Annotated in this window: 27 protein-coding genes; 14 read left to right on the forward strand and 13 right to left on the reverse strand. The window is 70.3% G+C overall.

The window, feature by feature from the left end:
• On the forward strand, nucleotides 1-948 hold a 948-nt coding region (locus AC4D2C_RS11025), incomplete at its 5' end, for a universal stress protein (protein WP_490914847.1).
• A gap of 21 nt (nucleotides 949-969) precedes the next feature.
• Here AC4D2C_RS11025 and AC4D2C_RS11030 read toward each other — a convergent pair.
• Nucleotides 970-2,295 carry a multidrug effflux MFS transporter gene (locus tag AC4D2C_RS11030; protein WP_490914849.1) on the reverse strand — a complete coding sequence of 442 codons (1,326 nt, stop codon included), beginning with the start codon at nucleotides 2,293-2,295 and terminating at the stop codon, nucleotides 970-972.
• A gap of 93 nt (nucleotides 2,296-2,388) precedes the next feature.
• The gene (locus AC4D2C_RS11035) at nucleotides 2,389-2,892 is read right to left on the reverse strand and encodes a metallophosphoesterase family protein (RefSeq protein WP_490914851.1); all 504 of its coding nucleotides are present in this window, start codon (nucleotides 2,890-2,892) and stop codon (nucleotides 2,389-2,391) included.
• A gap of 130 nt (nucleotides 2,893-3,022) precedes the next feature.
• Here AC4D2C_RS11035 and AC4D2C_RS11040 point away from each other — a divergent pair, with 130 nt between their 5' ends.
• The 4 genes from AC4D2C_RS11040 (at nucleotide 3,023) to AC4D2C_RS11055 (ending at nucleotide 5,122) form a co-directional block, all read left to right on the forward strand.
• Nucleotides 3,023-3,214, forward strand: coding sequence for a hypothetical protein (locus tag AC4D2C_RS11040; RefSeq protein WP_490905204.1), 192 nt, complete (start codon nucleotides 3,023-3,025; stop codon nucleotides 3,212-3,214).
• Between the two features lie 41 nt (nucleotides 3,215-3,255).
• Nucleotides 3,256-3,636: a hypothetical protein gene (locus tag AC4D2C_RS11045; RefSeq protein ID WP_490914852.1), complete on the forward strand. Its 381-nt coding sequence runs from the start codon at nucleotides 3,256-3,258 to the stop codon at nucleotides 3,634-3,636.
• Between the two features lie 176 nt (nucleotides 3,637-3,812).
• A complete protein-coding gene (locus AC4D2C_RS11050; RefSeq protein WP_490914854.1) occupies nucleotides 3,813-4,730 on the forward strand; it encodes an SDR family NAD(P)-dependent oxidoreductase in 918 nt (305 codons plus the stop codon).
• Nucleotides 4,731-4,849: 119 nt separating this feature from the next.
• On the forward strand, nucleotides 4,850-5,122 hold the full coding sequence (locus tag AC4D2C_RS11055) for a hypothetical protein (protein WP_490905207.1): 273 nt from the start codon (nucleotides 4,850-4,852) through the stop codon (nucleotides 5,120-5,122).
• 58 nt (nucleotides 5,123-5,180) lie between these two features.
• Here AC4D2C_RS11055 and AC4D2C_RS11060 read toward each other — a convergent pair whose 3' ends face one another.
• Nucleotides 5,181-6,983, reverse strand: coding sequence for a thiamine pyrophosphate-requiring protein (locus tag AC4D2C_RS11060; RefSeq protein ID WP_490914856.1), 1,803 nt, complete (start codon nucleotides 6,981-6,983; stop codon nucleotides 5,181-5,183).
• 3 nt (nucleotides 6,984-6,986) lie between these two features.
• The gene (locus tag AC4D2C_RS11065) at nucleotides 6,987-8,141 is read right to left on the reverse strand and encodes a baeRF2 domain-containing protein (protein ID WP_490914858.1); all 1,155 of its coding nucleotides are present in this window, start codon (nucleotides 8,139-8,141) and stop codon (nucleotides 6,987-6,989) included.
• 170 nt (nucleotides 8,142-8,311) lie between these two features.
• Between AC4D2C_RS11065 and AC4D2C_RS11070 the strand changes: the two genes are divergently transcribed.
• On the forward strand, nucleotides 8,312-8,521 hold the full coding sequence (locus tag AC4D2C_RS11070; RefSeq protein WP_334208751.1) for a hypothetical protein: 210 nt from the start codon (nucleotides 8,312-8,314) through the stop codon (nucleotides 8,519-8,521).
• Nucleotides 8,522-8,624: 103 nt separating this feature from the next.
• On the opposite strand, the gene AC4D2C_RS11075 is transcribed toward AC4D2C_RS11070, so the two are convergent.
• Nucleotides 8,625-8,756 (reverse strand): hypothetical protein, encoded by a 132-nt coding sequence (locus tag AC4D2C_RS11075; protein WP_490914860.1) that lies wholly within the window; start codon nucleotides 8,754-8,756, stop codon nucleotides 8,625-8,627.
• A 124-nt stretch (nucleotides 8,757-8,880) separates the two neighbouring features.
• Between AC4D2C_RS11075 and AC4D2C_RS11080 the strand changes: the two genes are divergently transcribed.
• Nucleotides 8,881-9,405 carry a hypothetical protein gene (locus AC4D2C_RS11080; protein ID WP_490914862.1) on the forward strand — a complete coding sequence of 175 codons (525 nt, stop codon included), beginning with the start codon at nucleotides 8,881-8,883 and terminating at the stop codon, nucleotides 9,403-9,405.
• 67 nt (nucleotides 9,406-9,472) lie between these two features.
• Here AC4D2C_RS11080 and AC4D2C_RS11085 read toward each other — a convergent pair whose 3' ends face one another.
• Nucleotides 9,473-10,564 (reverse strand): alkene reductase, encoded by a 1,092-nt coding sequence (locus AC4D2C_RS11085; RefSeq protein WP_490914864.1) that lies wholly within the window; start codon nucleotides 10,562-10,564, stop codon nucleotides 9,473-9,475.
• A 191-nt stretch (nucleotides 10,565-10,755) separates the two neighbouring features.
• On the opposite strand from AC4D2C_RS11085, the gene AC4D2C_RS11090 reads away from it, so the two are divergent.
• Nucleotides 10,756-12,252: an MFS transporter gene (locus AC4D2C_RS11090; protein WP_490914865.1), complete on the forward strand. Its 1,497-nt coding sequence runs from the start codon at nucleotides 10,756-10,758 to the stop codon at nucleotides 12,250-12,252.
• Nucleotides 12,253-12,321: 69 nt separating this feature from the next.
• Here AC4D2C_RS11090 and AC4D2C_RS11095 read toward each other — a convergent pair whose 3' ends face one another.
• From AC4D2C_RS11095 to AC4D2C_RS11105, 3 genes are all read right to left on the reverse strand, one after another.
• Nucleotides 12,322-12,774 carry a hypothetical protein gene (locus AC4D2C_RS11095; RefSeq protein ID WP_490914867.1) on the reverse strand — a complete coding sequence of 151 codons (453 nt, stop codon included), beginning with the start codon at nucleotides 12,772-12,774 and terminating at the stop codon, nucleotides 12,322-12,324.
• A 100-nt stretch (nucleotides 12,775-12,874) separates the two neighbouring features.
• Nucleotides 12,875-13,720: an NAD-dependent epimerase/dehydratase family protein gene (locus tag AC4D2C_RS11100; protein ID WP_490915267.1), complete on the reverse strand. Its 846-nt coding sequence runs from the start codon at nucleotides 13,718-13,720 to the stop codon at nucleotides 12,875-12,877.
• 17 nt (nucleotides 13,721-13,737) lie between these two features.
• On the reverse strand, nucleotides 13,738-14,742 hold the full coding sequence (locus tag AC4D2C_RS11105; protein WP_490914868.1) for an aldo/keto reductase family protein: 1,005 nt from the start codon (nucleotides 14,740-14,742) through the stop codon (nucleotides 13,738-13,740).
• 111 nt (nucleotides 14,743-14,853) lie between these two features.
• On the opposite strand from AC4D2C_RS11105, the gene AC4D2C_RS11110 reads away from it, so the two are divergent.
• Genes AC4D2C_RS11110 through AC4D2C_RS11120 form a run of 3 tightly spaced genes read left to right on the forward strand, consistent with a single transcriptional unit; the run spans nucleotide 14,854 to nucleotide 18,713 of the window.
• The gene (locus tag AC4D2C_RS11110) at nucleotides 14,854-15,894 is read left to right on the forward strand and encodes a lipid II:glycine glycyltransferase FemX (protein ID WP_490914870.1); all 1,041 of its coding nucleotides are present in this window, start codon (nucleotides 14,854-14,856) and stop codon (nucleotides 15,892-15,894) included.
• Between the two features lie 2 nt (nucleotides 15,895-15,896).
• Nucleotides 15,897-16,970: a lipid II:glycine glycyltransferase FemX gene (locus tag AC4D2C_RS11115; protein ID WP_490914872.1), complete on the forward strand. Its 1,074-nt coding sequence runs from the start codon at nucleotides 15,897-15,899 to the stop codon at nucleotides 16,968-16,970.
• Nucleotides 16,971-17,021: 51 nt separating this feature from the next.
• Nucleotides 17,022-18,713 (forward strand): threonine/serine exporter family protein, encoded by a 1,692-nt coding sequence (locus AC4D2C_RS11120; RefSeq protein ID WP_490914874.1) that lies wholly within the window; start codon nucleotides 17,022-17,024, stop codon nucleotides 18,711-18,713.
• On the opposite strand, the gene AC4D2C_RS11125 is transcribed toward AC4D2C_RS11120, so the two are convergent.
• The gene (locus AC4D2C_RS11125) at nucleotides 18,710-19,570 is read right to left on the reverse strand and encodes a uracil-DNA glycosylase (protein ID WP_490914876.1); all 861 of its coding nucleotides are present in this window, start codon (nucleotides 19,568-19,570) and stop codon (nucleotides 18,710-18,712) included. The two genes, AC4D2C_RS11120 and AC4D2C_RS11125, sit on opposite strands and share 4 nt — an antisense overlap.
• 109 nt (nucleotides 19,571-19,679) lie before the next feature.
• On the opposite strand from AC4D2C_RS11125, the gene AC4D2C_RS11130 reads away from it, so the two are divergent.
• Both AC4D2C_RS11130 and AC4D2C_RS11135 read left to right on the forward strand, forming a co-directional pair.
• A complete protein-coding gene (locus AC4D2C_RS11130; protein WP_104051863.1) occupies nucleotides 19,680-19,979 on the forward strand; it encodes a DUF3263 domain-containing protein in 300 nt (99 codons plus the stop codon).
• A gap of 40 nt (nucleotides 19,980-20,019) precedes the next feature.
• On the forward strand, nucleotides 20,020-20,649 hold the full coding sequence (locus AC4D2C_RS11135; protein ID WP_490914878.1) for a LytR C-terminal domain-containing protein: 630 nt from the start codon (nucleotides 20,020-20,022) through the stop codon (nucleotides 20,647-20,649).
• 55 nt (nucleotides 20,650-20,704) lie between these two features.
• On the opposite strand, the gene AC4D2C_RS11140 is transcribed toward AC4D2C_RS11135, so the two are convergent.
• A complete protein-coding gene (locus tag AC4D2C_RS11140; RefSeq protein ID WP_490914879.1) occupies nucleotides 20,705-21,349 on the reverse strand; it encodes a TM2 domain-containing protein in 645 nt (214 codons plus the stop codon).
• 337 nt (nucleotides 21,350-21,686) lie between these two features.
• Here AC4D2C_RS11140 and groL point away from each other — a divergent pair, with 337 nt between their 5' ends.
• The gene (gene groL, locus AC4D2C_RS11145; RefSeq protein WP_490914880.1) at nucleotides 21,687-23,321 is read left to right on the forward strand and encodes a chaperonin GroEL; all 1,635 of its coding nucleotides are present in this window, start codon (nucleotides 21,687-21,689) and stop codon (nucleotides 23,319-23,321) included.
• Between the two features lie 150 nt (nucleotides 23,322-23,471).
• Here the strand turns inward: groL and AC4D2C_RS11150 are convergent, their stop codons facing one another.
• Nucleotides 23,472-23,762, reverse strand: a complete 291-nt coding sequence (locus AC4D2C_RS11150) for a WXG100 family type VII secretion target (RefSeq protein ID WP_490914882.1) — start codon at nucleotides 23,760-23,762, stop codon at nucleotides 23,472-23,474.
• Between the two features lie 62 nt (nucleotides 23,763-23,824).
• Entirely contained in the window at nucleotides 23,825-25,387 is a 1,563-nt protein-coding gene (locus AC4D2C_RS11155; protein WP_490914884.1) for a sensor histidine kinase, read from the reverse strand.
• Between the last annotated feature and the right edge of the window lie 5 nt (nucleotides 25,388-25,392).

Below are 25,392 nucleotides of genomic sequence, written 5' to 3' on the forward strand. Positions count from 1 at the left end.
ATGGCCGGGGACATGGCCGGGGACATGGCCGGGGACATGGCCGGGGACATGGCCGGGGACGGGACCGGGGACGGGACCGGGGACGGGACCGGGGACGGGACCGGCGAGATCGACGGTACCGCCCCGCGCCGGCCCGTCCTCGTCGGCTACGACGGGTCCGACGGCGCGAAGCGGGCCGTCCTGTGGGCGTCCCGGTACGCGGTCGCCGCGCAGTTGCCCCTCGTCGTCGTGCACTGCTGGACGTGGCCGTTCTTCACCCGAGAGCTCGGTCCGGTGCCGGGCGTGCAGGACAGCGGGCTGCGCAGGGAGGCCGAGAGGCTCATGGCCGAAGGGCAGGACCTCGCCACCCGGGCGGAACCGGACCTCCTCGTCCGCACACGCCTCGTCGTCGGTTTCCCGTCGGAGGCCCTCGTGAGACTCTCCGCGGAAGCGTCCCTCCTGGTGACAGGGACACGAGGGCTCGGGGGCTTCGCGGAGCTGCTGATCGGGTCGGTCAGCCTCCACCTCGCCGCGAGTGCCTCGTGCCCGGTCATGGTCGTGCGGGACGCACGTCCCACCCACGACACCGTCGTGGTCGCCGTCGACGGGTCACCCGCGAGCGACAGGGCGGCGGCGACGGCCGCTGACCTCGCTCGGACACTGCACAAGCGCCTGCAGCTCCTCCATGTGCACGTGCAGCGCCGCCGCAAGCAGTCCGGCGCGCTTCCCGAGGGCAGGGATCCCGTCCTCGAGCGCGCGGCGACGCTGCTGGCCGGAACCACCGACCTGGCCATCACGGAGGACTCCTCCGCAAGCTCCTCCGCCGCGGGATTCATCGTGCAACGGACCTCGGACGCGTCCTGTGTCCTCCTCGGGGCCAGGGGCAGTCACTCGACGGGGACGAGGCTCGGTTCCACGATCCACGCGGTCCTCCACCATGCGAAGGGGAACGTCGGCGTCGTCCCGTGAAGTCGCCCGACGACGTCGGCCTCAGCCGCGCTGGTCGGGTCCCTGCGCCTCGACCTGCTCGGCCTCGCGCTCCTCGGTCTCCCCGGCCGACGTCGTCGGTCCTGGCTCAATACCGTCGCGCTCACGCCAGCCGCCCCTGCGATAGGCGGGCGTGCCGACCGCCAGGATCACGAGGGTGAGGAGGGCGACGGCGAGCATCACGCATACCATCGCCAGCGAGTTCCCGCCGAGGAGCCCGACGAGCGGACTGACCAGGCCCGCCACACCGGACTGCAGGGCGCCGATGACGGCGGCGGCCGTACCGGCCATATGCCCGTAGTCGTGCAGGGCGAGCACGGAGGCATTCGCGGGGACGAGGCCCTGGGTCCCGAGGACCAGCCACAGGCCCGCGACGAGCCCGACGAAGCCTCCGGCGCCGGTGAGGACGAGGGCGAGGAGGATCAGCGCACACACCAGCTGCACGATCACGGCCACCCGGAGCACACGGATGGGTGCGGCGCGCCGGACCAGGGCCGCGTTGAGCTGTGCCGACCCCACGATCGCCGCACCGTTGAGCGCGAACACGGCGGCGAACTGTCCCTGGGTGAGGCCGTACTCGTCCTGGAAGACGAAGGGGGAGCCGACCACGTAGCTCATGATCACGGCCAGGCCGAGACCCGGGATCACCGCGAGGGCCATGAAGTGCCGGTCGCGGAGCAGGGTGAGGTACCCCCCTGCGACCTGGCGCGGGTCACCCGAGCGCCGCTTCCCGCGGGGCAGTGACTCCGGCATGAAGCGCCACACGATCAGGACCAGAACGAATCCGATGAGCGCGAGGGCGTAGAAGACCGCCCGCCACTGCCAGGCGCCCGCGACGGCCTGCCCGACGGTCGGCGCGAAGAGCGGCGCCACACCGATGACGAGCATGAGGCGCGAGAGCAGCCGTGCGGCGTCGGAGCCGACGAAGCGGTCCCGGATGACGGCGATGGCCACCACCGAGGCCGCGGCGTTGAAGAACCCCTGGCAGACGCGCAGCGCGATCAGGGATCCGATATCCGGCGCCATCGAGCACAGGATCGACGTCACCACGTGGAGGGAGATCCCGATGAGCAGGGGCAGGCGCCGCCCGAACCGGTCCGAGAACGGCCCGATGACGAGCTGGCCCACTCCGGCACCGATGAGCATGCCGGACATAGTGAACTGCGCCGCCGCCTGCGACGCCCCGAGATCGTCGGCGACCGTGGGGAGGGAGGGCAGGTACATGTCCGTGGTGATGGCCGGGAGGGCCGCGAGGGCACCCAGCATCAGGATCCACTTGACGCTGGAGCGGCGGCCGGGCGCGGCCGTGGCGGTTCTCGCGGTAGTCACCCTGAAACCCTAGGCAGATCGTTGACCGGGCGAACAGATGCGCTTCGAATGTCTCGTCGACGGTGAGCCACTGGACACGTGACCGGACCCGGGCTAGCGCGGTGGCAGCCGGTGCGTGGTGACCTCGAGGCGGCCCTCGATGATGGAGGCCGTCATATAGGTGCAGTGCGGCTGGCGGCGGCGGTCGGTGGGGGAACCCGGGTTGAGGAGCCGCAGCCCGGAGTCGGCCCGCGTGTCCCAGGGGATGTGGCTGTGGCCGAACACCAGGACGTCGACGTCGGGGTACAGGGCCGCCATGCGTGCCTCGCGACCCTGCTTCTGGCCGGTCTCGTGCACGACGGCGAGGCGGACGCCGTCGAGCTCCGCCCTCGCGACGAGCGGCAGGCGACGCCGGAGGTCGGGGTCGTCATTGTTGCCGTAGCAGGCGATGAGCCGTTGTGAGCGGGCTTCCAGTTCCTCCAGCAGCGAGGCCTCCGTCCAATCCCCGGCATGCACGACGACGTCTGCGGACTCGACCGCGACCCACACCTGATCCGGGAGGTCCCTCGCGCGTCTCGGCAGGTGGGTGTCGGCGAGGAGCGTCAGGGTGAGGTTCATGAGGCCCATTCTCCGACGTCCGTTCCGGGTGGGCACGGCAGGGGCGGGCACCCGTGACATCGGGGGGACCCTGTGCCATGCTTTCGTAAGCACGCTTAGTAATAGCGTCCGGGACTACGAGGAGGCATCAGTGCAGATTGACAAGTCGCAGATCATCGACCTGCTGAAAAGCCAGGGCAAGCACGAGCACGCCGATCAGGCGCAGGCCGAACTCCCGGATCAGGTGGACCCGGAGCAGCACTCGGACCTCCTTGCGAAGTTCGGCATCAACCCCAAGGACCTGCTGGGCAAGATCCCCGGCCTGGGTGGCTTCGGGGGCTAACCGATCCGGCGCCCAGGCGCCGACGAGGAGAGGAGTCAGCAATGGATACTACTCAAGTGGTGTGGATCGTCGTCGCGATCGTCGTCCTCCTGGCCATCATCGCCGTCGTGGCGATCCTGGCCCGGAAGCGCGGCACCGCCCAGCGGCAGCGCCAGCAGGAGAAGGACAGGCATCGCGCCGCGGAGATGCGCGAGCAGGCCAAGGCGACGGAACTCGAGGCGCGCGAGCGCGAAGCCAAGGCCTCCATGGCGGAGGCCGAGGCACAGCGGGCCGAGGTCGAGGCCGAGCGGCTCCGGCAGCAGGCCCAGGAACGGCAGGGCGACGCCCAGGGGTTGCGGGACAAGGTGACCCACCATGTCCAGGCCGCGGACGAGGTGGACCCCGACGTCACCACGGACAAGGACCCGCGTCGCGGCTCCTGAGCCCTGTCGGCATCCGGACACACCGAAGGGGGCACTCGATGAGTGCTCCCTTCCGTGTGTCCGACCCTTCGGGGGATGCGGGCGGCGCAGAAGTGCGTGACAATTCCGGGGCGGCCCCGAAGACTCGGAGGGGAGCCCGTGCCACCGCCCGGGCCGGTGGAACCGGAGGCAGGCACATGGGTGAGGGCATCACCGAGGGCATCACCGTGGTCATCACGGGGGCATCGAGCGGTATCGGACGGGCGACGGCGTGCCTCTATGCGGAGGACGGCGCCCGCCTCGTCCTGGCCGGCCGGGACTCCGGCACGCTCGAGGCCGTCGCGGCCGAATGCCGCGACCGGGGGGCCGTGGCCATCGCCGTCCCCACCGATGTGTCCTCCGAGGCGGACGTCGACCGGCTCGCCGACGCGGCCGTCGAGCGCTTCGGCAGCATCGACGTATGGGTCGGCAACGCGTCGCTCTACAGCTTCGGCACGTTCGAGCAGACCCCGTCGGAGGTGTTCGACCGGCTCATCGACGTGAATCTCCTGGGCCAGGTGTACGGGGCCCGTGCAGCCCTGCGGGTGTTCCGCCGCCAGGGCCGGGGCGTCCTGGTCTCCGTGGCATCCGTCTACTCGAGGATCACCTCACCCCTCGTGAGCCCCTACGTGACGAGCAAGTTCGGGCTCCTCGGCTTCCTCGAGGTGCTGCGCATGGAGTTGCGGGGCGCGCCTGGCATCCACGTCTGCGCCGTCCTGCCTGCGACCATCGACACCCCGATCCACCAGCACGCCGCGAACTACACGGGCCGGCCCGTGCGCCCGCTCCCGCCGGTCACGGACCCCGTGCGTGTGGCACGGGCGATCGTCAGGGTCTCCCGCAGGCCCCGGCGGCTCACGCAGGTGGGACGGATCCAGTCCCTGTTCGTCTACGCCAGGGCCCTGGCTCCCGCCGTCTACGAACCCGTCGTCGCCCGGGCCTACGTGGCGCTCGCCCTGAAGCGCGGTTCGATGCCCGAGGCCCCCGGCAACGTGTTCCAGCCCGATCGGGACGCCACGGGCGTCACGGGTGGGTGGCGGATCCTGCCCTGGCTGCGGCGGACGCCGGGGCTTTGAGGCCGCTGCGGCGGACGCCGGCGAAGGGCTCATTCGCACGGGCCAGGAGGGCTGTCAATGTGAGGGACACGATATCCGCGGCGCGCAGCCCTGGAGGGCCGCCCGGTAATAGTTGACCTATGAATCAATGGCAGGGTCTCCTGGCGCAGTGCGCCCGGAGCATGGGCTTCGACCGCGGGCACCGCCGTGCGGCCTACGCGCTCCTGGGCGTCGGGGTGTTCTGGGCCGTCGGACTGTTCGGCGGGCTGCGGGTCCTCCACACCGCATCATCGCCGATGACCACCCTGGTGCTCCTGTACGTGATGCTCGCCGTCGTCGCCCTCTCGCTGGTCATCGCCGCGGCCGCCGTGGCCGAACTCGGGCGGCAGGCCGCCCAGAGACGCCGCCGCTAGGCGAGACGGCCGCTCCTGCCGGCCCGAGCCGCAGGATCCGGCCCCCGGGTCCGGCCGCTCAGGAGGACCTCGAGCCGGTGCCCTCCTCGATCTCCGCGTAGCGCTGCAGAAGCCCGGCCGCGCTGCCCGCCGGTTCCTGCTCGATGGCCCCCCGCATGGATCCGAGCTTCGCCGCGCCCGCGGGGAAGGGCGGCAGCAGCGGCACGTCCGGGTCGGTCACGACGTCGAGGACGAACGGGCGGTCCGCGGCGAAGGCCTGCCGCCAGGCGCCGGCGAGATCCTCGGGGTCCTCCACCCGGACGCCGTCGAGGCCGAGGAGCCGGGCGTGCGCCGCGACGTCCACGGCAGGCAGCGCCTGGCTGGCCCCGAAGCGCGGTTCCCCCTCCATCTCGCGCTGCTCCCACGTCACCTCGGCGAGGTCGCCGTTCGAGAAGACACACACGACGAAGCGGGGATCGGCCCAGTCCCGCCACATCCCCGAGACCGTCACGAGCTCGGCGAGACCGGCCATCTGCATGGCGCCGTCGCCGGCGAGCACGACGACGGGACGGTCCGGGCGCGCCAGTTTCGCGGCGATGCCGTAGGGCACCCCGGCGCCCATGCAGCCGAGCGTGCTGGAGAGGTGGGCGGGCACGCCGCGCGGCAGCCGGAGCTGGCGTGCGTACCAGTAGACGCAGCTGCCGACGTCGATCGCCACCTGGGCGTCGTCCGGGAGCACGGCGTCGAGTTCGTGCACGACACGCTCCGGGTTCACGGGTACGGCGGGCGTCATGGCGCGCTCGGCCGCGACCCGGTGCCACTGGCGCACCTGCTCCTCGATCTCCGTCCGCCACGAGTGGTCCTGCTGTCCGTGCAGGAGGGGGGCCAGTGCGGAGAGCGTCGTCGCCGCATCACCGTTCACGGCGACCTCCACGGGGAAGCGGTTGCCGATGGCCTTCGGATCGATGTCGATCTGCACGGCGCGGGCCTGGCCGGGGGCGGGGTAGTACTCGGTCCAGGGGTCGTTGGAGCCGATGATGAGCAGCGTGTCGCAGTGGTCCATCAGGTACGCGCTCGCGGTCGTGCCGAGGTGGCCCATGGTGCCCGTGGCGTGGGGCAGGGACTCGTCGACGAACGGTTTCCCGAGCAGGCTCGTGGTGATCCCCGCGCCCAGCCGGTCGGCGATGGCCACGACGTCCTGCTGGGCGTGCGCCGCGCCCTGCCCCACCAGCAGCGCGACCTTCCGGCCCGCGTTGAGCAGTGCGGCGGCATCGTGCAGGTCCGCCTCACGCGGGGACAGGCATCCCAGGGACCACGCCGGCGACGACGGAACCACGCCGTGCTCGTGGGGCACCTCGGGCGCGGGTGCCTGCTGGACGTCGTGCGGGAGGATCACGACGGTAGGTGACCGGGTGGCGAGCGCCGTCCTGAAGGCGCGGTCGAGGACCATGGGTAGCTGTTCCGGGCTCGAGACCTGCTGCCGGAACCCCGACGCGACGTCCTTGAACAGGGTGAGGAGGTCGATCTCCTGCTGGTAGGCGGACCCGAGCACGGTCTGGTTCTGCTGCCCGATGAGTGCCACGACCGGCACGCTGTCCATCCGCGCGTCGTACAGCCCGTTGAGCAGGTGGACGGCGCCGGGGCCCTGCGTCGCCATCACCACGCCGAGGCCGCCGGTGTACTTGGCGTGGGCCACCGCCATGAAGGCGGCGGCCTCCTCGTGGCGCGCCTGGACGAACGCGGGCGCCCCTGCCCGGCGCAGCGCGCCGAGCAGGGGATTGATGCCGTCACCGCTGTAGCCGAAGATCCTCTCCACCCGCCATGCGGCGAGGCGGCGGACGACGAAGTCCGCCACGGTGCCTGGGGCCGCGTCGTCGGCCACGGATCAGACCGCGGCCGGGACGTCGGGGCCCGTGGGCCAGCGCAGGAGTGCGGCGATGGGTTTCGCCTCGAGGGCGCCGGACGGGTACATGGTGACCTGGGCGTCGGTGAGGGCCGCGGCCCGGAGCAGGGCGGCCACGGCCGGGACCTCGCCCAGCACGCCGGCGCCCGCGGTCTCGCCCTCGGACGTCGCGACCCAGGGCACCGCGTCGAGCGCGAGGAGCGTCTCGCCGTCCCATGCGGTGGTCTCGAGGAGCAGGGACTCGACCTGCGCCTGCTGCAGCGCAGTGATCACGGGTCCGCGGCCCACGGCGGACGTGCGCGTCCCCTGCCCCTCCTTCTCGGAGAGGCGTTCCAGCAGTGCGTGCTGCTGGTCGGCGATGGTTCGCGCCACGAGCAGCTGGACCTCCTCGAGGAAGGTCTCCTCGTCCGCCCCCGCGGCGCGCGTGTTGGCCTCGATGATGGCGAGCTTGGCACGGGACTCCTGCGACACCTGGTCGGCGACCAGCTGCCGCGCGCGGATGTCCCCGGCGAGCACGATGAGCTGCGCGCGGTGCTCCGCCGAGATGCGGTCGATCTCCGAGGCCACCTCTCCGGCGTTCATCTTCCATACCTTCTCGGCGTGTCCCTGCATGCGGCGGTGTCCCCAGCCGCCGCCGGGCAGCTTGCGGGTGTGGTCCGTGTCCCCTTCGATCACCGCGTCCGCGCCACCGGCCCTGGGGTGCTCCTCGTCGCCGTTCGCGTAGCGCAGGTACACCTCTCCGCCGTGGTGGCCCACCTCGGCGACGATGTAGGCGAAGTCTTCGGGAGTGTGTCGGACCAGGGGGGTGAGGTCGGGGATCGGTCCCGTGGCGGTCACGGCGAGGCCTACGAGGCCGCCGGGGAGGAACTCGTCGACGACGGCCTTCCCGTCGTTCACGAGGATGTAGCGCGTCACCGGGTCGGGCAGCCCCTTGGCGGTGGTGCCGAGCGCGGTGACGACGGCCTCGATGTCCTTCTCGGGGGCGCCGGCGACCTGCAGTTCCTGCGCGATGCTGCGGGGGAGGATCTCATCACTGGCCAGGCCGTCCACGGTGCCGGTGCTGCCGTCGGCGTAGATGGTGGTCCATGGGCCGGGCAGCTCGAACAGCCCGGCGTGGTCTTTGAGTACGTGCGTCACGAAGATCCCCTGTCGTGTCGGTGGTGGTTCGTCCGGCGTGGTCCTGCGCCGGAACACTAAGGACCCTTATGGTCTACCACTCCGGACGGGAGGCGAGAAGTCGCGATGCATCTGCGCCCTGGCTTGAAAATCGCTCGGCAGGCGTGGGCGGCGGCAGGTAGCGTGAGGTCATGCTCACCGTTCCCGAGAACCTCCCGCCCGCCTATGTCGCGTTCCTCGAAGCCCAGGACGAGGGCTTCGCAGAGACCGTGCTGATGGTCATGAAGCAGTCCGTCGCCGAGGGCAAGTACGGCGTCCTCGTCAGCAGCCACGCCCTCGACCGGCAGGCGGAGTTGTCGCAGGAGGTCCCGTTCGGCGAGGTCGTCGAGGGCACGCGCTGACCCGGCGGAGGAGTCCGGCCCGCCGGCCGAGGGCGATCGGGCCCGAGCGCACGAACGCCGGCCCTGGGGCCGGCGTTCGTGTCTCTCGTGCGGTAGGGGCTGCTTACGAGCCGTCGCCCGTCTTCTCCTCGGAGTCCGCGCCTTCCGCGGGCTCGTCGGGGCGGGCACGTACGGTCTCGGGGTAGTCGTCCGAGGCGCTGTCCGCAGAACCGTTGTCGCCGGGATTCTCTGACATGTGTTCGTCCTTTCGGTTGCGGGGAAGGTAAGCCCCCTTACGGTCAGTCTACGGACGGTGTGGCCTGAACATAACCCGCACCTTCCGCGTGACGCGGGGTCGTCAGCATGCTTACCATCAGGGCATGGAACCCGCCGCGGACACCGCGTCCCGCCCTGACGATCGCACCCCGATGCTCCTGCGGTCCGCCGGTGCAGGGATCCTGTCCGTCGGCCTCGGGCTGGGCGCGCACGCCCTGTCCGGAGGCTCGCTGCCGAGCATCCCGATCCTCGGCTGCCTCGCGGCACTCGCCGTCCTGGCGGCCACCCTCGTGGCGCAGTTCCGGCCGCCGGGCTGGGCGGTGCTGCTGCTGCTCGGGGCCGCGCAGCAGGTGCTGCACTGGCTGCTCGGCGGCCTCGGCGCAGGGGCGTCGTCGACCGTGTCCGTCACGGGTGTGCACCACGGCGGCGAGGTCCCGGTCGGGGCCGGCGGGAGTCAGGGGCACTCGCCGGAGATCATGCTGATGCTCCACACCCACCTCGCGGCCGCGCTCCTGATCGCCTGGGCGGCCGCGCAGTCCCACCGGCTGAAGGGCCGGCTGTCCCGGCCCGACCGGAGCAGCAACGCCCTGCAGGCGCCGCAGATGCAGGAAGGCGCCCCCGTCAGGTGACGGGAGCGCCTTTCCGCCGGTGCCGCGCCGACCGGTCCGGCGCGGAACCGGCCGGGCACCGGCCGGACTAGTTGGCGCTGACCGATCCGTCGTAGAACGGGTAATCGGTGTAGCCCTCGGGCCCGGTCGAGTAGAACGTCGCGGGGTTCGGCTCGTTCTCCGGGAGGTTCTCGCGCCAGCGGCGTGCCAGGTCCGGGTTCGCGATCGCGGGACGGCCGACGACGACCGCGTCGCCCACACCGTCCTCGAGGATGGCGATGGCCTCCTCGCGGTTGGTGATCACGCCGAAACCACTGTTGATCAGCACGGGTCCGTGGAAGCGCTTCCGGAGATCCTGGATCAGGTCACCCGTCGGTTCCGCATGCAGCACGCTGAGGTACGCGAGGCCCAGGGGCGCGAGCGCGTCGACGAGCGTGCCGTACGTGGCGGAGACCTCGGAGGCCTCCGTCTCGAGGGCGTCCTGGATGTTGTGCGCGGGTGAGATACGCAGCCCCACCTTCTCGGCGCCCACCTCCGCCACGACGGCGGTGACGAGCTCGATGACGAACCGTGCGCGCTTCTCGGGGGTGCCTCCGTAGGCGTCCGTCCGCTGGTTCGATTCCGGTGAGAGGAACTCGTGCAGCAGGTAGCCGTTGGCGCCGTGGAGTTCCACGCCGTCGAAGCCGGCCTCGTCGATCGCCCTGCGCGAGGCCGTGACGAACTCGTCGATGATGCCGGGAAGCTCCTCGGTGGTGAGGGCGTGGGGCACGGGGTAGGGCTGCTTCCCGGTGCTCGTCCGCGTGGTGCCGGTGATGGCGATGGCGCTCGGAGCCACGACCTCGTGGCCGCCGTTGGTGTCGGGGTGGGTGACGCGTCCGGCGTGCATGACCTGCGCCACGATACGTCCGCCGTCGGTGTGGACGGCGTCCGTGACGCGCTTCCAGCCCGCGAGCTGCTCGTCCTCGACCAGGCCCGGCTGGCCCGGGAAACCCTGGCCCGCATGGCTCGGGTACGTCCCCTCGCTGATGATCAGGCCGAGGGAGGCGCGCTGGCGGTAGTGCTCGACGACCATGTCGCCCGGTACGCCCGCCTCGCCCGAGCGGACCCGGGTGAGCGGTGCCATGACGACGCGGTTGGGGAGTTCGAGCGTGCCGAGGGTCAGGGGGGAGAACAGCTTCACGAGGCCTACTTCCGGGTTGGTTTACTACCGGGCGGTAACCGGGCAGGGTGAAGTGCTATTCCGGGTGTGGCCCGTCTCACGCCCGCCTCCCCCTGCTCCCCGGCCCGCCGGGCGGGGATGACGCACGGACGATACCGGTGCGACACTGTGCGTGATCCCGCGGCGTGGCGGGCCGGGCGGACGGGGAACTCATGGGTCGGATCAGGATGGGCACGGCGCCCGGGAGGTGGATCCTGCTGGCCACGGTGCTGGGTTCCGGCCTCGCGGGGATCGACGCCACGGTGGTGAACGTCGCCCTGCCGACCATCGGATCCGAGCTCGGCACGGACTTCGCCGCCCTGCAGTGGATGGTGACCGGCTACACCCTCACGCTCGCGTCGTTCATCCTGCTGGGGGGTTCCCTCGGGGACAGGTTCGGGCGGAGGCGGGTCTTCGTCATCGGGGTCGTCTGGTTCGCCGTCGCCTCCCTGCTGTGCGGGCTCGCTCCCGATGCCGGCCTGCTCATCGCCGCGCGCGCGCTGCAGGGCGTGGGCGGGGCGCTCCTCATGCCGGGGAGTCTCGCCATCATCCAGGCCGCGTTCTCGGGAGAGGACCGTGCGCGGGCCATCGGTGCGTGGTCCGGCCTCGGCGGAGTGGCCACGGCCATCGGGCCCTTCCTCGGCGGCTGGCTCGTCGAGAGCGTCTCCTGGCGGTGGGTGTTCCTCATCAACGTGCCCCTGGCCGCCGTCGTCGTCCTGATCGCCGTGCGGCACGTCCCGGAGAGCCGCGATACGGATGCGACGGGCCGGCCCGACGTCGCCGGGGCCGTCCTGGGCGCCCTCGCCCTCGCCGGCACCACCTATGCACTGATCGAGGCGCCAGGCCGGGGCCTCGGCACGCCGTCCGTCCTGGTGAGCGCTCTCCTGGGTCTTCTCGCAGCTGTGGCGTTCCTCCTCGTGGAGTGGCGTACGGCGCATCCGATGCTCCCGCTGCAGATCTTCACCAACCGCCAGTTCAGCGCGGCGAATGCCGTCACCTTCCTCATCTACGCGGTCTTCTCCGGCATCTTCTTCCTGCTCGTCCTCCACCTGCAGGTGGTGGCGGGCTTCAGCCCGGTCGGGGCGGGGACCGCGATGCTGCCCGTCACGGCCCTCATGCTCGTCCTGTCGCCGCGCGCGGGAGCGCTCGGTGCGCGGATCGGGCCGAGGCTCCCCATGGCGGTGGGGCCGCTGCTGTGTGCCGTCTCGCTGGTCCTCATGCTCCGGATCGGGCCGGGGGCGTCCTACGTCCCTGACGTGCTGCCGGCCGTGATCGTGCTGGGTCTGGGACTCTCGCTGCTCGTCGCCCCCCTCACGTCGGCGGCCCTGTCCGCGGTGCCCGAACGCCAGGCGGGCCTGGCCTCGGGGGTCAACAACGCCGTGGCCCGCGCGGCAGGCCTCGTCGCCATCGCCGTGCTGCCGGCCGCCGTGGGACTCACCGGCGACGCCTACAGCGATCCGGCGGTCTTCCGGGCAGGGTTCGACGGCGCGTGCCTCATCGGCGCCGGGGTGCTCGTACTGGGTGCCGTCCTCGCGGCCGTCACCATCCGGAACCCCGCGGTCCGGGCGACGGCCGTCGCGGCGAGCGAGCATCCTGCCCACTGTGCGATCGAAGGACCACCGGCCGCCCCGGGTGCCCTCCACGGGGCAGGTCGAGGGGCGCGTCCGTGACGGATCCGGACAGAACGAACCCCCCGGGCGGAGGCCCGGGGGGTTCGGTGGTTCACGGCAGGTGCCGGGCTATCTGACGTCCTGCTCGTCCATCGCGCTGAGCGGCGAGCCACCGCGGTTCGCGGGATCGTCGCTCGCGTCGACCTCGTCGTCCTCCATCATGCCGAAGTCGACGTCGGCGGCCGCCTCGCCCATCATGGGCTCAGCCGGCGGGATCTGCTCGTCACCGTGGGCGAAGCGCACCTCGGAGGTCTCCTCGCGGAGCGTCTGGTCGCTGAGGTAGCCCTCCTCGCCGATCGCGGAGACGCCGTTCTCGTCGTCGCCGCTCTCGGCCACACCCGGTTCGTCCTGCAGGAGGGGATCCTCCTGCCAGCGGTCGGGGTCGACCTCCGCCGCGCCCTCGTACACGTCCGGCTGACCCTCGAGGACGGGGTCGAAGGCCTCGGGAGCGAGCGAATCGTTCGGCGTCTCGGGCTCCTCGCCCACGATGGTCAGTTCCTCGTCGGGAAGGTTCTCGGTCATCTTCTCTGCCTTTCGTCGGTGCGCATCCTCTGATCATCAGCCTACTGATGTTCTCCGCCGGGCGACAGTCGACGCCGCCGCCCGGCCGGGAGCGCAGGTGCTAGACGTGGTCGCGCCAGCTGTGCCGGGGCTCGTACCCGAGGACGCGGCGGGCCTTGTCGATCGAGAGGAGGGTCTCGGTGCCGGTCACGTCCCGCGTCAGCTCGACGTCGGGGAACACCTCCGCCGTGAGGTCGGTGCTCGGGCGCGTCATGACGGTGTCGGCGGCGGCGATGATGAAGCGGTCGAATCCCGGAGCCGCGTTCTCCAGTGCCTTCGCGACGGCCTGCGCGCCGTCGCGTCCGTCGATGTAGCCCCAGAGGTTCCACTTGCGGGCGGTGGCATCCGCGTCGAAGGACGGGAACTCCGCGTAGTCCTCCGGATCCATCACGTTCGAGAACCGCAGCGCCGTGATGCTCAGCTGCGGGTCCCAGCGCGTCAGCTCGACGGCCAGCTGCTCCTCGAGGTGCTTGACCAGCGAATAGGTGCTCTCGGGCCGGGCCGCGTAGTCCTCGTCCACCGGGATGTACGGGGGAGGGGTGTCGAACGGCAGCCCGAGGACGGTCTCACTGGATGCGTAGACGACCCGCTTGATACCCGTACGCCGGCACGCCTGGAACACGTTGTAGGTGGCCGTCATGTTGTTGTGGAACGTGGCCACGTCCGCCTGCAGGCCCGGGGCGGGGATGGCGCCCAGGTGCACGACGGCGTCGAACCCGCTGTGCCTGTCGTCCACGCCGAGGAGGGCGTCGATCACCTGGCCGTAGTCCCGCAGGTCGATCCGCAGGAACCCGGGGCTGCGCTCGCCGTACTGGTCCAGTTCGAGGACGGTGTGCCCTGCCTCGCGCAGGCCGCGCACCACGCTGCGGCCCAGCTTGCCGTTGGATCCGGTGACCGCGACGTTCAGCGGTGTCGGACCCGCCATCAGACGGGCCGCTTTTCGGGGGAGACGGTCTTCGTGACGTCCGTCTCGGCGAGGTCCCCGATGGCGTCGTCGATCGCCTTCAGGACGTCGTCCTCGAGCTTCACGCCGGCGGCGGCCGCGTTCGACTCGACCTGCTCGGGGCGCGAGGCGCCGATGATCGCGGAGGCGACATTGCTGTTCTGCAGCACCCAGGCGATGGCGAGTTGCGCCATGGTGAGGCCCACGCCGTCGGCGATGGGTGCGAGCTTCTGGACGCCGGTGAGGACGTCGTCGCCCATCCAGCGCTTGATCATGTCCGCGCCGCCCTTGTCGTCCGAGGCACGCGTGCCCTGCTCGGGCTGCCGGCCCGGCGCGTACTTGCCGGTCAGGACACCCTGCGCGACGGGCGACCAGACGATCTGGGACAGCCCGAGCTCCTCGGAGGTGGGGACGACCTCGCCCTCGATGACCCGCCACAGCATGGAGTACTGCGGCTGGTTGGAGATGAGCTGGAAGCCGAGGTCCTTCGCGAGGGCGTGACCGTCGCGGATCTGCTGGGCCGTCCACTCGCTGACGCCGATGTAGAGGGCCTTGCCCTGCCGCACGATGTCCGCGAACGCCTGCATCGTCTCCTCGAGCGGCGTCGCGTAGTCGTACCGGTGCGCCTGGTACAGGTCCACGTAGTCGGTCTGCAGGCGCTGGAGGGAGCCGTCGATCGACTCCATGATGTGCTTGCGCGACAGCCCGACATCGTTGTGGCCCTTGGGGCCCGTGGGTCCCCAGACCTTCGTGAAGATCTCGAGCGACTGGCGGCGCTCGCCCTTCAGTGCCTCGCCGAGGACGGTCTCCGCCGCCGTGTTCGCATAGACGTCCGCCGTGTCGAAGGTGGTGATGCCGACGTCGAGCGCGGCGCGGACGCACTGCGTCGCCACGTCGTTCTCGACCTGCGAGCCGTGGGTGAGCCAGTTGCCGTAGGTGATCTCCGAGATCTTGAAGCCGCTGTTTCCGAGGTGTCTGAAGTCCATATCGCCGATGCTAGCCCTGCCGGCACACGCTGCGGTAGGTCGCCCGGGCAACCACCGGGGCGGGGGGAGTGCTTTGGAGGGGATTCGGGCCCTACCGTAGACTCGATCATCATGACTACCCGCTTCGCGACGCCCGACGAGATAGCCCGTTGGAACACCATCATCAGCGATAATCCGGACGGCGGGAACGTGATGCAGGGGCGGGAATTCGCCGAGCAGAAGCGTGCGACGGGATGGATGCCGGTCTACCTGATGGTGGGTGGGACAGCGCTCACGGTCCTGCAGAAGACCGTTCTCCCGCTCGGCCGCTACTGGTACGTCCCCAAGGGCCCGGGCGTCGGTGACGCCGCAGCCCTCGTCGCGCTGCTGCCCGAACTGAAGGCCTTCGCGGCCCGCCGCGGCGTGTTCGGCGTCAAGGTGGACCCGGAACTCCCCGCCGATCCCGCCGTGGCGGGAACACTCGAGGCCGCGGGCCTGGTGCGCACCGTCAACGTCCAGCCCAACGTCTCGACGGTGATCCTCGACATCTCCGGTGACCTCGAGAGCATCGAGGCGTCCTTCGGGTCGAAGACCCGGTACAACATCCGCGCTGCCCGCAAGGCCGGCGTCGAGACGCGCGTGGTGGAGGTCGACGACGAGAACTGCCGCATCTTCTACCGCCTGCTCGACGAGACGGCGGAGGGCAGCTTCTCGATCCGCAGCGAGGAGTACTACACCGCTTTCTGGCAGCGCCACGCCCGCGCCCAGGCAGGGACCTTCCTGTTCGCGTACGTCGACGGCGAAGTGGTGTCCGCGGACTTCGTCATGGTGCTCGGTGCGAAGGCCAGCCGCAAGGACGCCGCCAGCACGCGCAAGCGGACGGTCCGCGGAGCCAGCGCCCTGCTCGAGGTGGCGGCGATCGAATGGCTCAAGGCCCGCGGGGTCACGGAGTACGACCTCTGCGGGGCGCCGCCGTCGAGCCAGGCGAAGAACAAGGACCACGAGCACTTCGGCATCGGCATGTTCAAGACCGGGTTCAACTCCACCATCACCGACTTCGTGGGGACCTTCGACCTTCCGGTCAGACCCCTCCAGCACCGCGCCTGGCTGCGGGTCGGAGAACGGGCCGCCCTGAAGATCCACCGCATGCGCCACCACGAGAGCTGGTACTGAGAATGACGAAGTTCACCGCCCGTGCCGCCACGGCGGACGAGGTGGCGCGCTGGGACGAGCTCATCCCCGCGAACCCGCTGGGCGGCAACGTCCTCCAGTCGGGTCCGTTCAGCCGTGTGAAGCAGCGCCAGGGCTGGGTGCCGGTCCACCTCGCCGTCGAGTCCGCGGACTACACCAGCTACGTCATCGCCCACCAGCGCAGCATCCCCGCCCTCGGCGCCCTCTGGTACCTGATCAAGGGCCCCGACACTGCTGTCCCCGAGGAGGTCCCGCCGTTCGTCGACGCCGTGGTCGCCTATGCCCGGAGCCGGCCGGGCCGAGTGTTCGCGGTGAAGATCGAACCCGACTTCCCCGACACCGAGGAGCTGCGCGCCCTCTTCACGGGCGCCGGGCTCGTCAAGACGTTCAACATCCAGGCCAATGACAGCACCGCGATCCTGGATCTCACCCCGGACGAGAACCAGCTCCTGCGGAACCTCTCCTCGCGCGGGCGGAACGCCGTGCGTCGGGCTCTGCGCGACGGCGTCCAGGCGCAGCGCGTCGATCCGACCGAGGAGACGTACAGGACCATGTACGCGCTGATCGGCCAGGCCCAGCAAGGCCGCCTCTCCGCCGTGCCGAGGCCGTACGAGTACTACCGCGGCTTCTGGCAGGAGTTCGTCGACGCCGGTATGGGACGCTTCTATTTCGTCTTCGAGGACGGGAAGCCCTCGGTCGGTGCGTTCGTCATCCTCTACGGCCGGAAGGCCACCTACAAGGACGGCGGCTCCCTGCCGAAACGCAACCAGTACGGGGACTCGCACCTCGTCCAGTGGGAGGCGATCCTTGATATGAAGCGCCTCGGCGCCCGCGAGTACGACTTCTGCGGCACCCCTCCAGCCAGCCGGCTCAAGGACAAGGACCACCCGCAGTACGGACTCGGGATGTTCAAGACGAGCTTCACGAAGACGGTGACCGACTTCGCGGGATGCTACGACGCCGTCGTCCGGCCTCGCACCTACCGGGTGTGGCACTCGGTGGGCGAACGCGTAGCCCGCCAGATCCACTGGCGCCGTCACCGGCAGCCTTTCTACTAGGCCCCCCAGGCCGCCCGAACCACCTGGATGGACGATTCAAGAGGTGCTCCCATGACAGACGGCAACCGTGAGAAACCGGTGGAAACCCACTCGCCCCCCAACAACCCGTCGCCCGTCGCCGAAGCACTGCCCGTCATCCGGCGTCCCTTCGATCCGAGCGACGACGAGAAGAGCAGGCTCACGGCGGGTCAAGGCAGCGGCGGAAGGAAACCTCCGAAAGCCACCACGCCTCCGCGGCGTCCCGCATCGGAACCGAAGGTTCCGCGTCCGGGTCGCCAGCGACAGCCGCGGCCGACCGACGCCCTGCCCACCACCCCCAGGAGCGTCCCGGCGTCGAGCCGGCCCAATGCCGCCGCCCGCACGGTGCTCCGGCGGCTCGTGCAGGGCGAGGCGCCGCCGACCCAGGCCATGAGCATCGTCGAGCGACTGGCCGGCAGCCCCTACGCGAACCCGATGATCCACGTGGGCGGCCCGGATGCCAGTGCGCGCAAGGCCCTCGACTTCGCCCTCAACCTGGCCGAGACCATGTTCCGTTACGGTGCCGGGGCCCTCGAGGTCGAGACCAGCATCATCGCCGTCACGGCTGCGTTCGGACTGGACCACATCGAGGTGGACATCACCAACCAGTCGGTGGTGATCAACTACTCCGCGAAGGACCAGACACCGACGACGGTGCTGCGGGTGGTGCGCTCGTGGACCAACAACTATGCCGGTCTCACGGCCATCCACCAGCTCGTCTCCGACATCGCCGACGGCGGGGTCTCGCGGACCGAGGCAGCACAGCGGCTCGACGAGATCATCCACCGCCCCAAGCCCTTCCCCCGCTGGATGGTGACCGCGGCCTTCGGGATCTTCTCGGCGGCCATCGTCGGATTCGTCGGCGGGACCCCGCTCGGATCCCTCATCGGGTTCGTCAGCTGCATCCTGGTCGACCTGGTGAGCCGCAAGCTCGGTGAGTGGCGCGTGCCGGAGTTCTTCTCGGTCGCCACGTCGTCCGCACTGGTCACGCTGATCGCCATGCTGTTCTGGTGGCTGCAGGTGCCGATCTCCCCGGCGCTCGTGGTGGTGGGAGGGATCCTGCTGCTCCTGCCGACCGGACGGCTGGTCTCCGCGACCCAGGACGCCATCAACGGCTTCCCGGTCACTGCCGCAGGGCGCTTCCTCTCGGCGATCCTCATCTTCGCAGCGCTGGTGGCGGGTATCGCCGTCGCGCTGGTGGCGGGAGCGGCCCTGGGGATCCCCGAGCTCGAGGTGCTCGAGTCCTCGGGCAGCCAGTACCCGTGGCCGGTGGTCGCCCTGCTCACGTTCGTGGCCGTGGCCATGATCTGCGTCGCCGAGCAGACGGACGTGAGGCTGGTCGTCCCGACGTCGCTCGTCGCCGTGGCCGGCTACCTCCTGATGATCAGCGCCATGGCCGCCGGGGCGGGGTACCGGCTCGCGCCGGCCCTCGCGGCGATCCTCATCGGTGCGCTCTCCCGCGTCGTCGCCCTCCGGCTCGGCGCCCCGCAGCTGGTCGTGGCCGTACCGGCCGTGCTGTTCCTGTACCCGGGGCTGACCATCTTCCGCTCGATGTACATGCTCACCATCGACTCCGGGGTGGCGAGCGACGGCGCGTTCGGCCTGTTCAACGCCCTGACCATCGTTCTGGCTGTGGCGGCCGGGGTGGTACTGGGTGACAACCTGGCCCGACCGTTCACGAGGAAGCTCAGTTCCGACGAGCGGCAGAGGAACCGACGGCGCTAGCTGCGCGGCGCCGTCGGGAACGGCCTGTCCTGTGCGCCCGGGGCCGCCGACGTGTGCGACCAGTCGATCGGGTCGGCGCCCTGCTGGGTCAGGAGTTCGTTCACGCGGCTGAACGGTCGTGAGCCGAAGAACCCCCGGGAGGCGGAGAGCGGGCTGGGGTGCGCCGATTCGACGGTGGGCGTCGGGCCGAGCATCGGCTTGAGGCGCAGGGCGTCCTTGCCCCACAGGATCGCCACGAGCGGTCCGCCCCTGGCCACGAGCGCCCGGATGGCCGCGTCCGTCACCAGTTCCCAGCCGATCCCGCGATGCGAGGCGGTTTCTCCTGCGCGGACCGTCAGCACCCGGTTGAGCAGGAGGACGCCCTGCGCGGCCCAGCCCGACAGGTCGCCCGTGGCGGGTGGTGCGGACCCTGTGTCCGAGGCGAGCTCCCGGTAGATGTTCGCCAGGCTGCGCGGGATGGGGCGCGTGGCGGGGTCGACGGCGAAGCTGAGTCCGACGGCGTGGCCCACCGTCGGGTAGGGGTCCTGCCCCACGATGACGACCCGCACGCGATCCAGGGGCGTGGTGAAGGCGCGCAGGATGGAGTGGGCCTCGGGCAGCACCCGCCCGCCCTTGTCGAGGTCGGCGCCGAGGGACTCGGCGAGCTGGTGGAGCACGGGCTCCACGGGCTTCAGGGCCGCTGCCCAGTCCGCGGGCAGGAGGTCGCCGACGTCCGCGGGTGCCGCGAAGGGGAAGACCGAGGCGTTGGGCGAGGGGACGGAGGGTTTCGCGTTCCTGCCGGGCCCGCGACCACGCGTGGTCCCGTCCCGGGGAAGAGCCTCGGGAAGGTCGAAGAGTGCTCCGTCGTCGTGGGTCATGGGCCCATTCTTGCGTGCTCCTCCCACAGCCGTGTCCGGAATGACACCGGTGTAATTCCCCTCTACCATGGGGTGACAGTTGTGCCGGCAGATGGAAGGCGGTGGCGCGATGGCCGATCCGCAGAGGCACTCGGACACCTCCGGGCAGGACCCGAAGCCGGCCCTGGGCGACCGCGAACAGCGCATGCTCGCCCTCGAGCGCGAGTGGTGGAAGTATTCGGGCGCGAAGGAGCAGGCCATCCGCGACCTGTTCAACATGTCCGCGACGCACTACTACCAGGTGCTCAACGCCCTGATCGACACCGAGGCAGCCCTCGCCCACGACCCCATGCTCGTGAAGCGACTGAGGCGCCTGAGGTCCACTCGCCAGAAGGCACGCTCCGCCCGCCGCCTCGGCGCGGACATCTGATCCAGCCCGCGACGGCCACGAGCGAAGGACATCCTCATCCATGACTGATCACCCACGGGACGAGTTCGACAAGGTCCCGGAGGCTTCGGCGCGCCAGGGCGTCCACCGCGAGCGGCTCATCCCGGCGCGTGCGGGCGGTCTGGGGCTCAAGATCACGGTGGGAGTGCTTGCCCTCGTGATCGGTCTGGGAGCGTACTTCCTCCTTCCCCGGCTGGGCCTCACCGGGGGCGGCGACGGCGCGACGGCAGTGCTGCCCACCAGCGCCCCGAGCGAGGCCGCGGCGCAGGACGACGAGGCATCCGACGCTCCATCGGCATCGGCCACACAGGACGCCGAGGCGACCGATGCGCCAGGCCCGGAGACCACCCCGACCGCGGGCACGGACGGGGAGGAACCCGACCTGGCGCAGACGGTCAACGTGCTCAACGGCACCGGTTCTCCCGGGCTCGCCTCGGTGGCCGCCGCCCGTCTGGCGTCCGAGGGCTGGGTGTCGGTGCTCCCCGGCAACTGGGCGGGGGCACCGCTCGACACCTCCGTGGTCTTCTACAACGGCGAGGAGCAGCGCTCCGCTGCCGAGTCGGTGGCGGCAGACCTGGGCATCGGCGATCTCGCCGACAGCCCCGGGATCTCGCCGTACATCTCCGTGGTGCTCGGGCCGGAGTTCCAGTAAGTACCCCGGCCCGTCCCGCGGGCCGGTCACTCCGGGCCGGTCGGCCCGTGGGCTGTCAGTCCCTCAGCGGTATGCCGCGTGCATCCGTCCGGAACGATCCGGATCCGACCAGGATCAGGATGCCTTCGACGAGTCCCCAGATGCCCGCCGCGATGGCGCTGAGCCCGAACGTCAGGAACACCCCGACGGTGGACATGAGGACCAGGACGACGCCGATCGTGGTGTAGCCGAGATAGAACCTGTGGATGCCGAGGGAGCCCAGCAGGATCCCGAGGACTCCGGCGACCACGCGGGACTTCTGGGGCGCGTACTGCCCCTGGCCGTACTGCCCCTGGCCGTACTGCCCCTGGTTGTACCCGCCCTGGTTGTACCCGCCCTGGTTGTACCCGCCCTGTGCGGGGGAGGGCTGTCCGTAGGGCCCCTGCGAATACCCCTGGGCGTGGGGGTTCTGGGCGGGTGACCGGTGCGTGGACGGGTCCTCGCTCTCCGGCGTGTAGGGCCGGGGGACGGGCTTCAGCGGCGATGGGTCGGCGTCGCTCGCGCTCGAACGATGCGGGGAGGTGCTCTCCGCGGCGGTGGGGCCCTGCCCCGTTCCCTGTGGAGTGCTTCCCGGAGCCCCGCCGTCCCGTTCCTGCGCGCCGGAGTGCTCATGCGATGACCCGTCGGACTGCCTGTCCGAACCGTTTGCTGACGACGACACCGTGTCTCCCCTTCTGCTCGTTGTACGCCCAACCTATGCGCTCGATGCTCTCCGCGCTACGCCTCCGTCGCGGCCGTTGCCCGAGCCGCCGCAAGGTCGCCGTCCCGGGCTGCGGCAGGTTGCACTCACGTGGTGAGAGTGCTAATTATTGAGTTGGCACTCACGCGCGCAGACTGCTAAATCTGCGGGTGGAGAGGCAGGAAAACCTCTGTGGTGGGGATGGCGCCCGGAACGTGAAAGAGATCGTTCAGGCGTCGTCCGGCCGTCGCGGGCACCGCACACAGGCAGAGCATTCAAGTGCTTCAGATGCAACCGTCCCGAAAGGACCTAAGCCGTTATGGCCAAGATCATTTCTTTTGATGAAGAGGCCCGCCGCGGCCTCGAGCGAGGCCTCAACATCCTCGCTGATGCCGTCAAGGTAACGCTCGGCCCCCGTGGCCGTAACGTCGTGCTCGAGAAGAAGTGGGGCGCCCCCACCATCACGAACGACGGCGTGTCCATCGCCAAGGAGATCGAACTCGACGACCCGTTCGAGAAGATCGGCGCCGAGCTCGTCAAGGAAGTCGCCAAGAAGACGGACGACGTCGCAGGCGACGGCACCACCACCGCCACCGTGCTCGCCCAGGCCCTCGTCAAGGAAGGCCTGCGCAACGTCGCTGCCGGTGCGGACCCGCTGAGCCTGAAGCGCGGCATCGAGAAGGCCGTCAAGGCCGTCACCGATGAGCTGCTCGCCTCCGCCAAGGAGATCGAGACCAAGGAGCAGATCGCTGCCACGGCGTCCATCTCCGCCGGTGACACGCAGATCGGTGACCTGATCGCCGAAGCCCTCGACAAGGTGGGCAAGGAAGGCGTCATCACCGTCGAGGAGTCGAACACGTTCGGCCTCGAACTGGAACTCACCGAGGGCATGCGCTTCGACAAGGGCTACATCTCGGGCTACTTCGTCACCGACGCCGAGCGCCAGGAGACGGTGCTCGAGGATCCCTACATCCTGATCGTCAACTCGAAGATCAGCAACGTGAAGGACCTCGTCGCAGTCCTCGAGAAGGTCATGCAGTCCGGCAAGCCGCTGCTGATCATCGCCGAGGACATCGAAGGCGAAGCCCTCGCGACCCTCGTGGTCAACAAGATCCGCGGCACCTTCAAGTCCGTCGCCGTGAAGGCTCCGGGCTTCGGTGACCGCCGCAAGGCGCAGCTCGCCGACATCGCCATCCTCACCGGCGGCCAGGTCATCGCCGAGGAAGTGGGTCTCAAGCTCGAGACCGCCACCCTCGACCTGCTCGGTACCGCACGCAAGGTCGTCGTGACCAAGGACGAGACCACGATCGTCGAGGGAGCCGGCGACGCCGACGCCATCGCCGGTCGCGTGGCCCAGATCCGTGCCGAGATCGAGAACTCCGACTCCGACTACGACCGCGAGAAGCTGCAGGAGCGCCTGGCCAAGCTGGCCGGCGGTGTCGCAGTCATCAAGGCCGGCGCAGCCACGGAGGTCGAGCTCAAGGAGCGCAAGCACCGTATCGAGGACGCCGTCCGCAACGCGAAGGCAGCCGTCGAGGAAGGCATCGTCGCCGGTGGTGGCGTTGCCCTCATCCAGGCCGGTGCCAAGGCATTCGCCAACCTGGAGCTCACGGGTGACGAGGCCACGGGCGCCAACATCGTCCGGGTCGCCATCGACGCACCGCTGAAGCAGATCGCCTTCAACGCAGGCCTCGAGCCCGGCGTCGTCGTCGACAAGGTCCGTGGCCTGCCTGCGGGTCACGGCCTCAACGCGGCGACCGGCGTGTACGAGGACCTCCTCGCAGCCGGTGTCAACGACCCCGTGAAGGTCACCCGTTCGGCGCTGCAGAACGCGGCCTCGATCGCGGGCCTGTTCCTCACCACCGAGGCCGTCGTGGCCGACAAGCCGGAGAAGGCAGCTCCTGCCGGCGGCGGCGACGACATGGGCGGCATGGGCGGTATGGGCGGCTTCTAGCCCCCATCGGCTACCCGCCGACGCAGTTCGAGAAGGGCGGCACTCCCTGAAGAGGGGGTGCCGCCCTTCCCTTGTCCGCGACCCGGACGGAAGCCGCAGGGGCGTCGTCCTGTCCGGGGAGGGGCGCGGACCCGGCGCGACCCGGCCGGGTCAGCTCATGAACATGCGGGCGTTGCTCTGCTCGGCATCGGCGTACTGCCGGGTGGCGACGGTGAGCGCCTCGTTGATGCCGGTCAGGGACTCCTCGACCTGCTGCTGCGTGGCCCTCCACTGCAGGATCAGCTGCTGGAAGTTGGTGGCCGCCTGACCCGTCCAGAGGCCTTCGAGCTCGCGCAGCCCGGCCTGCATCGAATCGACCTCCGCACGCAGCCTCGTGATGGTGCCCTGCACCTGGCTGCTCCTGGCGGCGAGGCCGTCGGTGTCCACGTTGAAGAATGCCATTGCTGTGCTCCCTGTCCTCGCGCTTGCATGATGCCCCGACGCTAGGGCACGGCGGAGAGCGATCAGCGGTCCTCGCGGGGTTTGTGGACAACCGGCTTCGCGGACGGTGACTGTGGAGGAGTGGCCCCGTTCGAGTAGGCGTGTTCCCCCTCGCGCGGGGCGGACTGCTCCGAGGGATCGGCGTCGTCGCCCTGACCCTCGCCGGGCGCATACGGCAGGCGGATCGACAGCGTCGCCCCACCGCCGGGGGTCTCCTCCAGCCGTACGGAGCCGTCGTGCTGCGCGACCAGCGCCGCCACGATCGCGAGGCCGAGCCCTGTGCCACCCGTCTCCCGATGACGGGACGTGTCGGCGCGGTAGAAGCGCTCGAAGACCTTGGCGGCGTCGTCCTCGGAGATCCCGGGGCCGTGGTCCCGCACCTCCAGCACGGCGTCGCTGTGGCCGTGGAGCACGGGTGCGACGCCGACCGCGAGCTCGATCGGTGAGCCCTCGGGCGTGTAGCGGAGGGCATTGGTCATGAGGTTCGCGACCACCTGGCGCAGGCGGGCCTCGTCACCCCTGGTGGGCGCGGAGCGCGGGTGGCCGCCGTCGAGCCCGATGACCGTGATGGTCCGATCGGGCGCCGTGGCGCGGGCGTCGAACGCGGCGTCGTGGCCGAGCACCATGAGGTCCACGGGCTTCACCTCGAGGGGGCGCTGCTCGTCGATCCTCGCGAGGGTCAGGAGGTCCTCGACCAGTTGGCCCATGCGGATCGCCTCGCTCTCGATGCGCCCCATGGCAGCAGCGACATCCTCCTCCTTCTGCAGGGCGCCGTGCCGGTAGAGCTCCGAGTAGCCGCGGATGGTGACGAGCGGTGTCCTCAGCTCGTGAGACGCGTCCGCGACGAAGCGTCGCATCTTGGTCTCCGACATCGTCCGGGCGGCGAACGCACGCTCGATGTGCGCCAGCATCGCGTTGAGGGACCGGGACAATCGGCCGATCTCGGTGGAGGGACGCTCGACGGCGACGCGGCGGGAGAGATCGCCGGCGGCGATGGCGGCAGCGGTGCGCTCCACCCGGGCGAGGGGTGCGAACTGCCGGGTCACGGCGACGAAGGCGATGAGGGAGGCCAGTGCCGTGGTGATCAGGCCCGAGGTGAAGATGATCTCCCCGGCTTCCTGCAGCGACTCGTTGACGGTGTTGAGCCGGGAGGCGATGGCGAGGTAGCCCTCGGTGTTCGCGAACCGGAAGATCCGTACGCGCCAGCCCTGGCTGTCGTCACCGGTGCTGGCGACGTCGAAGCCGGCACCGTCGAGGGCGATGATGCGTTCCGGCGTGATGCCCTCGAGGTCGGGGATGTCCTCGGCGTCATCGGACTGGTTCGCCACGAGCTTGGTGCCGTTCCGGTCCAGCACGGCCGCGTAGTACCGCAGGACGGCGCCGTCCGCCTGCGGTTCCGCGGTGTAGATCTCGGCGGCGACGGCGCGTGCGTTGCTCTGGAGGTCGGCGTCCACCCGGTCGATCAGGCCGTCGCGCAGGAGGGAGACCGTGGCGAGGCCCGTGATGCCCACCGTGACGATCATGAGGAGCATGATGATCGCCACGAGCTGCGAGCGGAGCGACGCCGCGTTCCAGCGCTTGATCAAGGGGT

Source organism: Arthrobacter sp. TJ-240, assembly GCF_058269195.1.

Bases quoted from the DNA above. Each gene is read 5' to 3' on its own strand.
- AC4D2C_RS11035 (WP_490914851.1), bottom strand. From the start codon at position 2,892: ATGAACCTCACCCTGACGCTCCTCGCCGACACCCACCTGCCGAGACGC.
- AC4D2C_RS11045 (WP_490914852.1), top strand. From the start codon at position 3,256: ATGGATACTACTCAAGTGGTGTGGATCGTCGTCGCGATCGTCGTCCTC.
- AC4D2C_RS11050 (WP_490914854.1), top strand. From the start codon at position 3,813: ATGGGTGAGGGCATCACCGAGGGCATCACCGTGGTCATCACGGGGGCA.
- AC4D2C_RS11055 (WP_490905207.1), top strand. From the start codon at position 4,850: ATGAATCAATGGCAGGGTCTCCTGGCGCAGTGCGCCCGGAGCATGGGC.
- AC4D2C_RS11070 (WP_334208751.1), top strand. From the start codon at position 8,312: ATGCTCACCGTTCCCGAGAACCTCCCGCCCGCCTATGTCGCGTTCCTC.
- AC4D2C_RS11075 (WP_490914860.1), bottom strand. From the start codon at position 8,756: ATGTCAGAGAATCCCGGCGACAACGGTTCTGCGGACAGCGCCTCGGAC.
- AC4D2C_RS11080 (WP_490914862.1), top strand. From the start codon at position 8,881: ATGGAACCCGCCGCGGACACCGCGTCCCGCCCTGACGATCGCACCCCG.
- AC4D2C_RS11090 (WP_490914865.1), top strand. From the start codon at position 10,756: ATGGGTCGGATCAGGATGGGCACGGCGCCCGGGAGGTGGATCCTGCTG.
- AC4D2C_RS11095 (WP_490914867.1), bottom strand. From the start codon at position 12,774: ATGACCGAGAACCTTCCCGACGAGGAACTGACCATCGTGGGCGAGGAG.
- AC4D2C_RS11105 (WP_490914868.1), bottom strand. From the start codon at position 14,742: ATGGACTTCAGACACCTCGGAAACAGCGGCTTCAAGATCTCGGAGATC.
- AC4D2C_RS11110 (WP_490914870.1), top strand. From the start codon at position 14,854: ATGACTACCCGCTTCGCGACGCCCGACGAGATAGCCCGTTGGAACACC.
- AC4D2C_RS11115 (WP_490914872.1), top strand. From the start codon at position 15,897: ATGACGAAGTTCACCGCCCGTGCCGCCACGGCGGACGAGGTGGCGCGC.
- AC4D2C_RS11120 (WP_490914874.1), top strand. From the start codon at position 17,022: ATGACAGACGGCAACCGTGAGAAACCGGTGGAAACCCACTCGCCCCCC.
- AC4D2C_RS11125 (WP_490914876.1), bottom strand. From the start codon at position 19,570: ATGACCCACGACGACGGAGCACTCTTCGACCTTCCCGAGGCTCTTCCC.
- AC4D2C_RS11130 (WP_104051863.1), top strand. From the start codon at position 19,680: ATGGCCGATCCGCAGAGGCACTCGGACACCTCCGGGCAGGACCCGAAG.
- AC4D2C_RS11135 (WP_490914878.1), top strand. From the start codon at position 20,020: ATGACTGATCACCCACGGGACGAGTTCGACAAGGTCCCGGAGGCTTCG.
- groL (WP_490914880.1), top strand. From the start codon at position 21,687: ATGGCCAAGATCATTTCTTTTGATGAAGAGGCCCGCCGCGGCCTCGAG.
- AC4D2C_RS11150 (WP_490914882.1), bottom strand. From the start codon at position 23,762: ATGGCATTCTTCAACGTGGACACCGACGGCCTCGCCGCCAGGAGCAGC.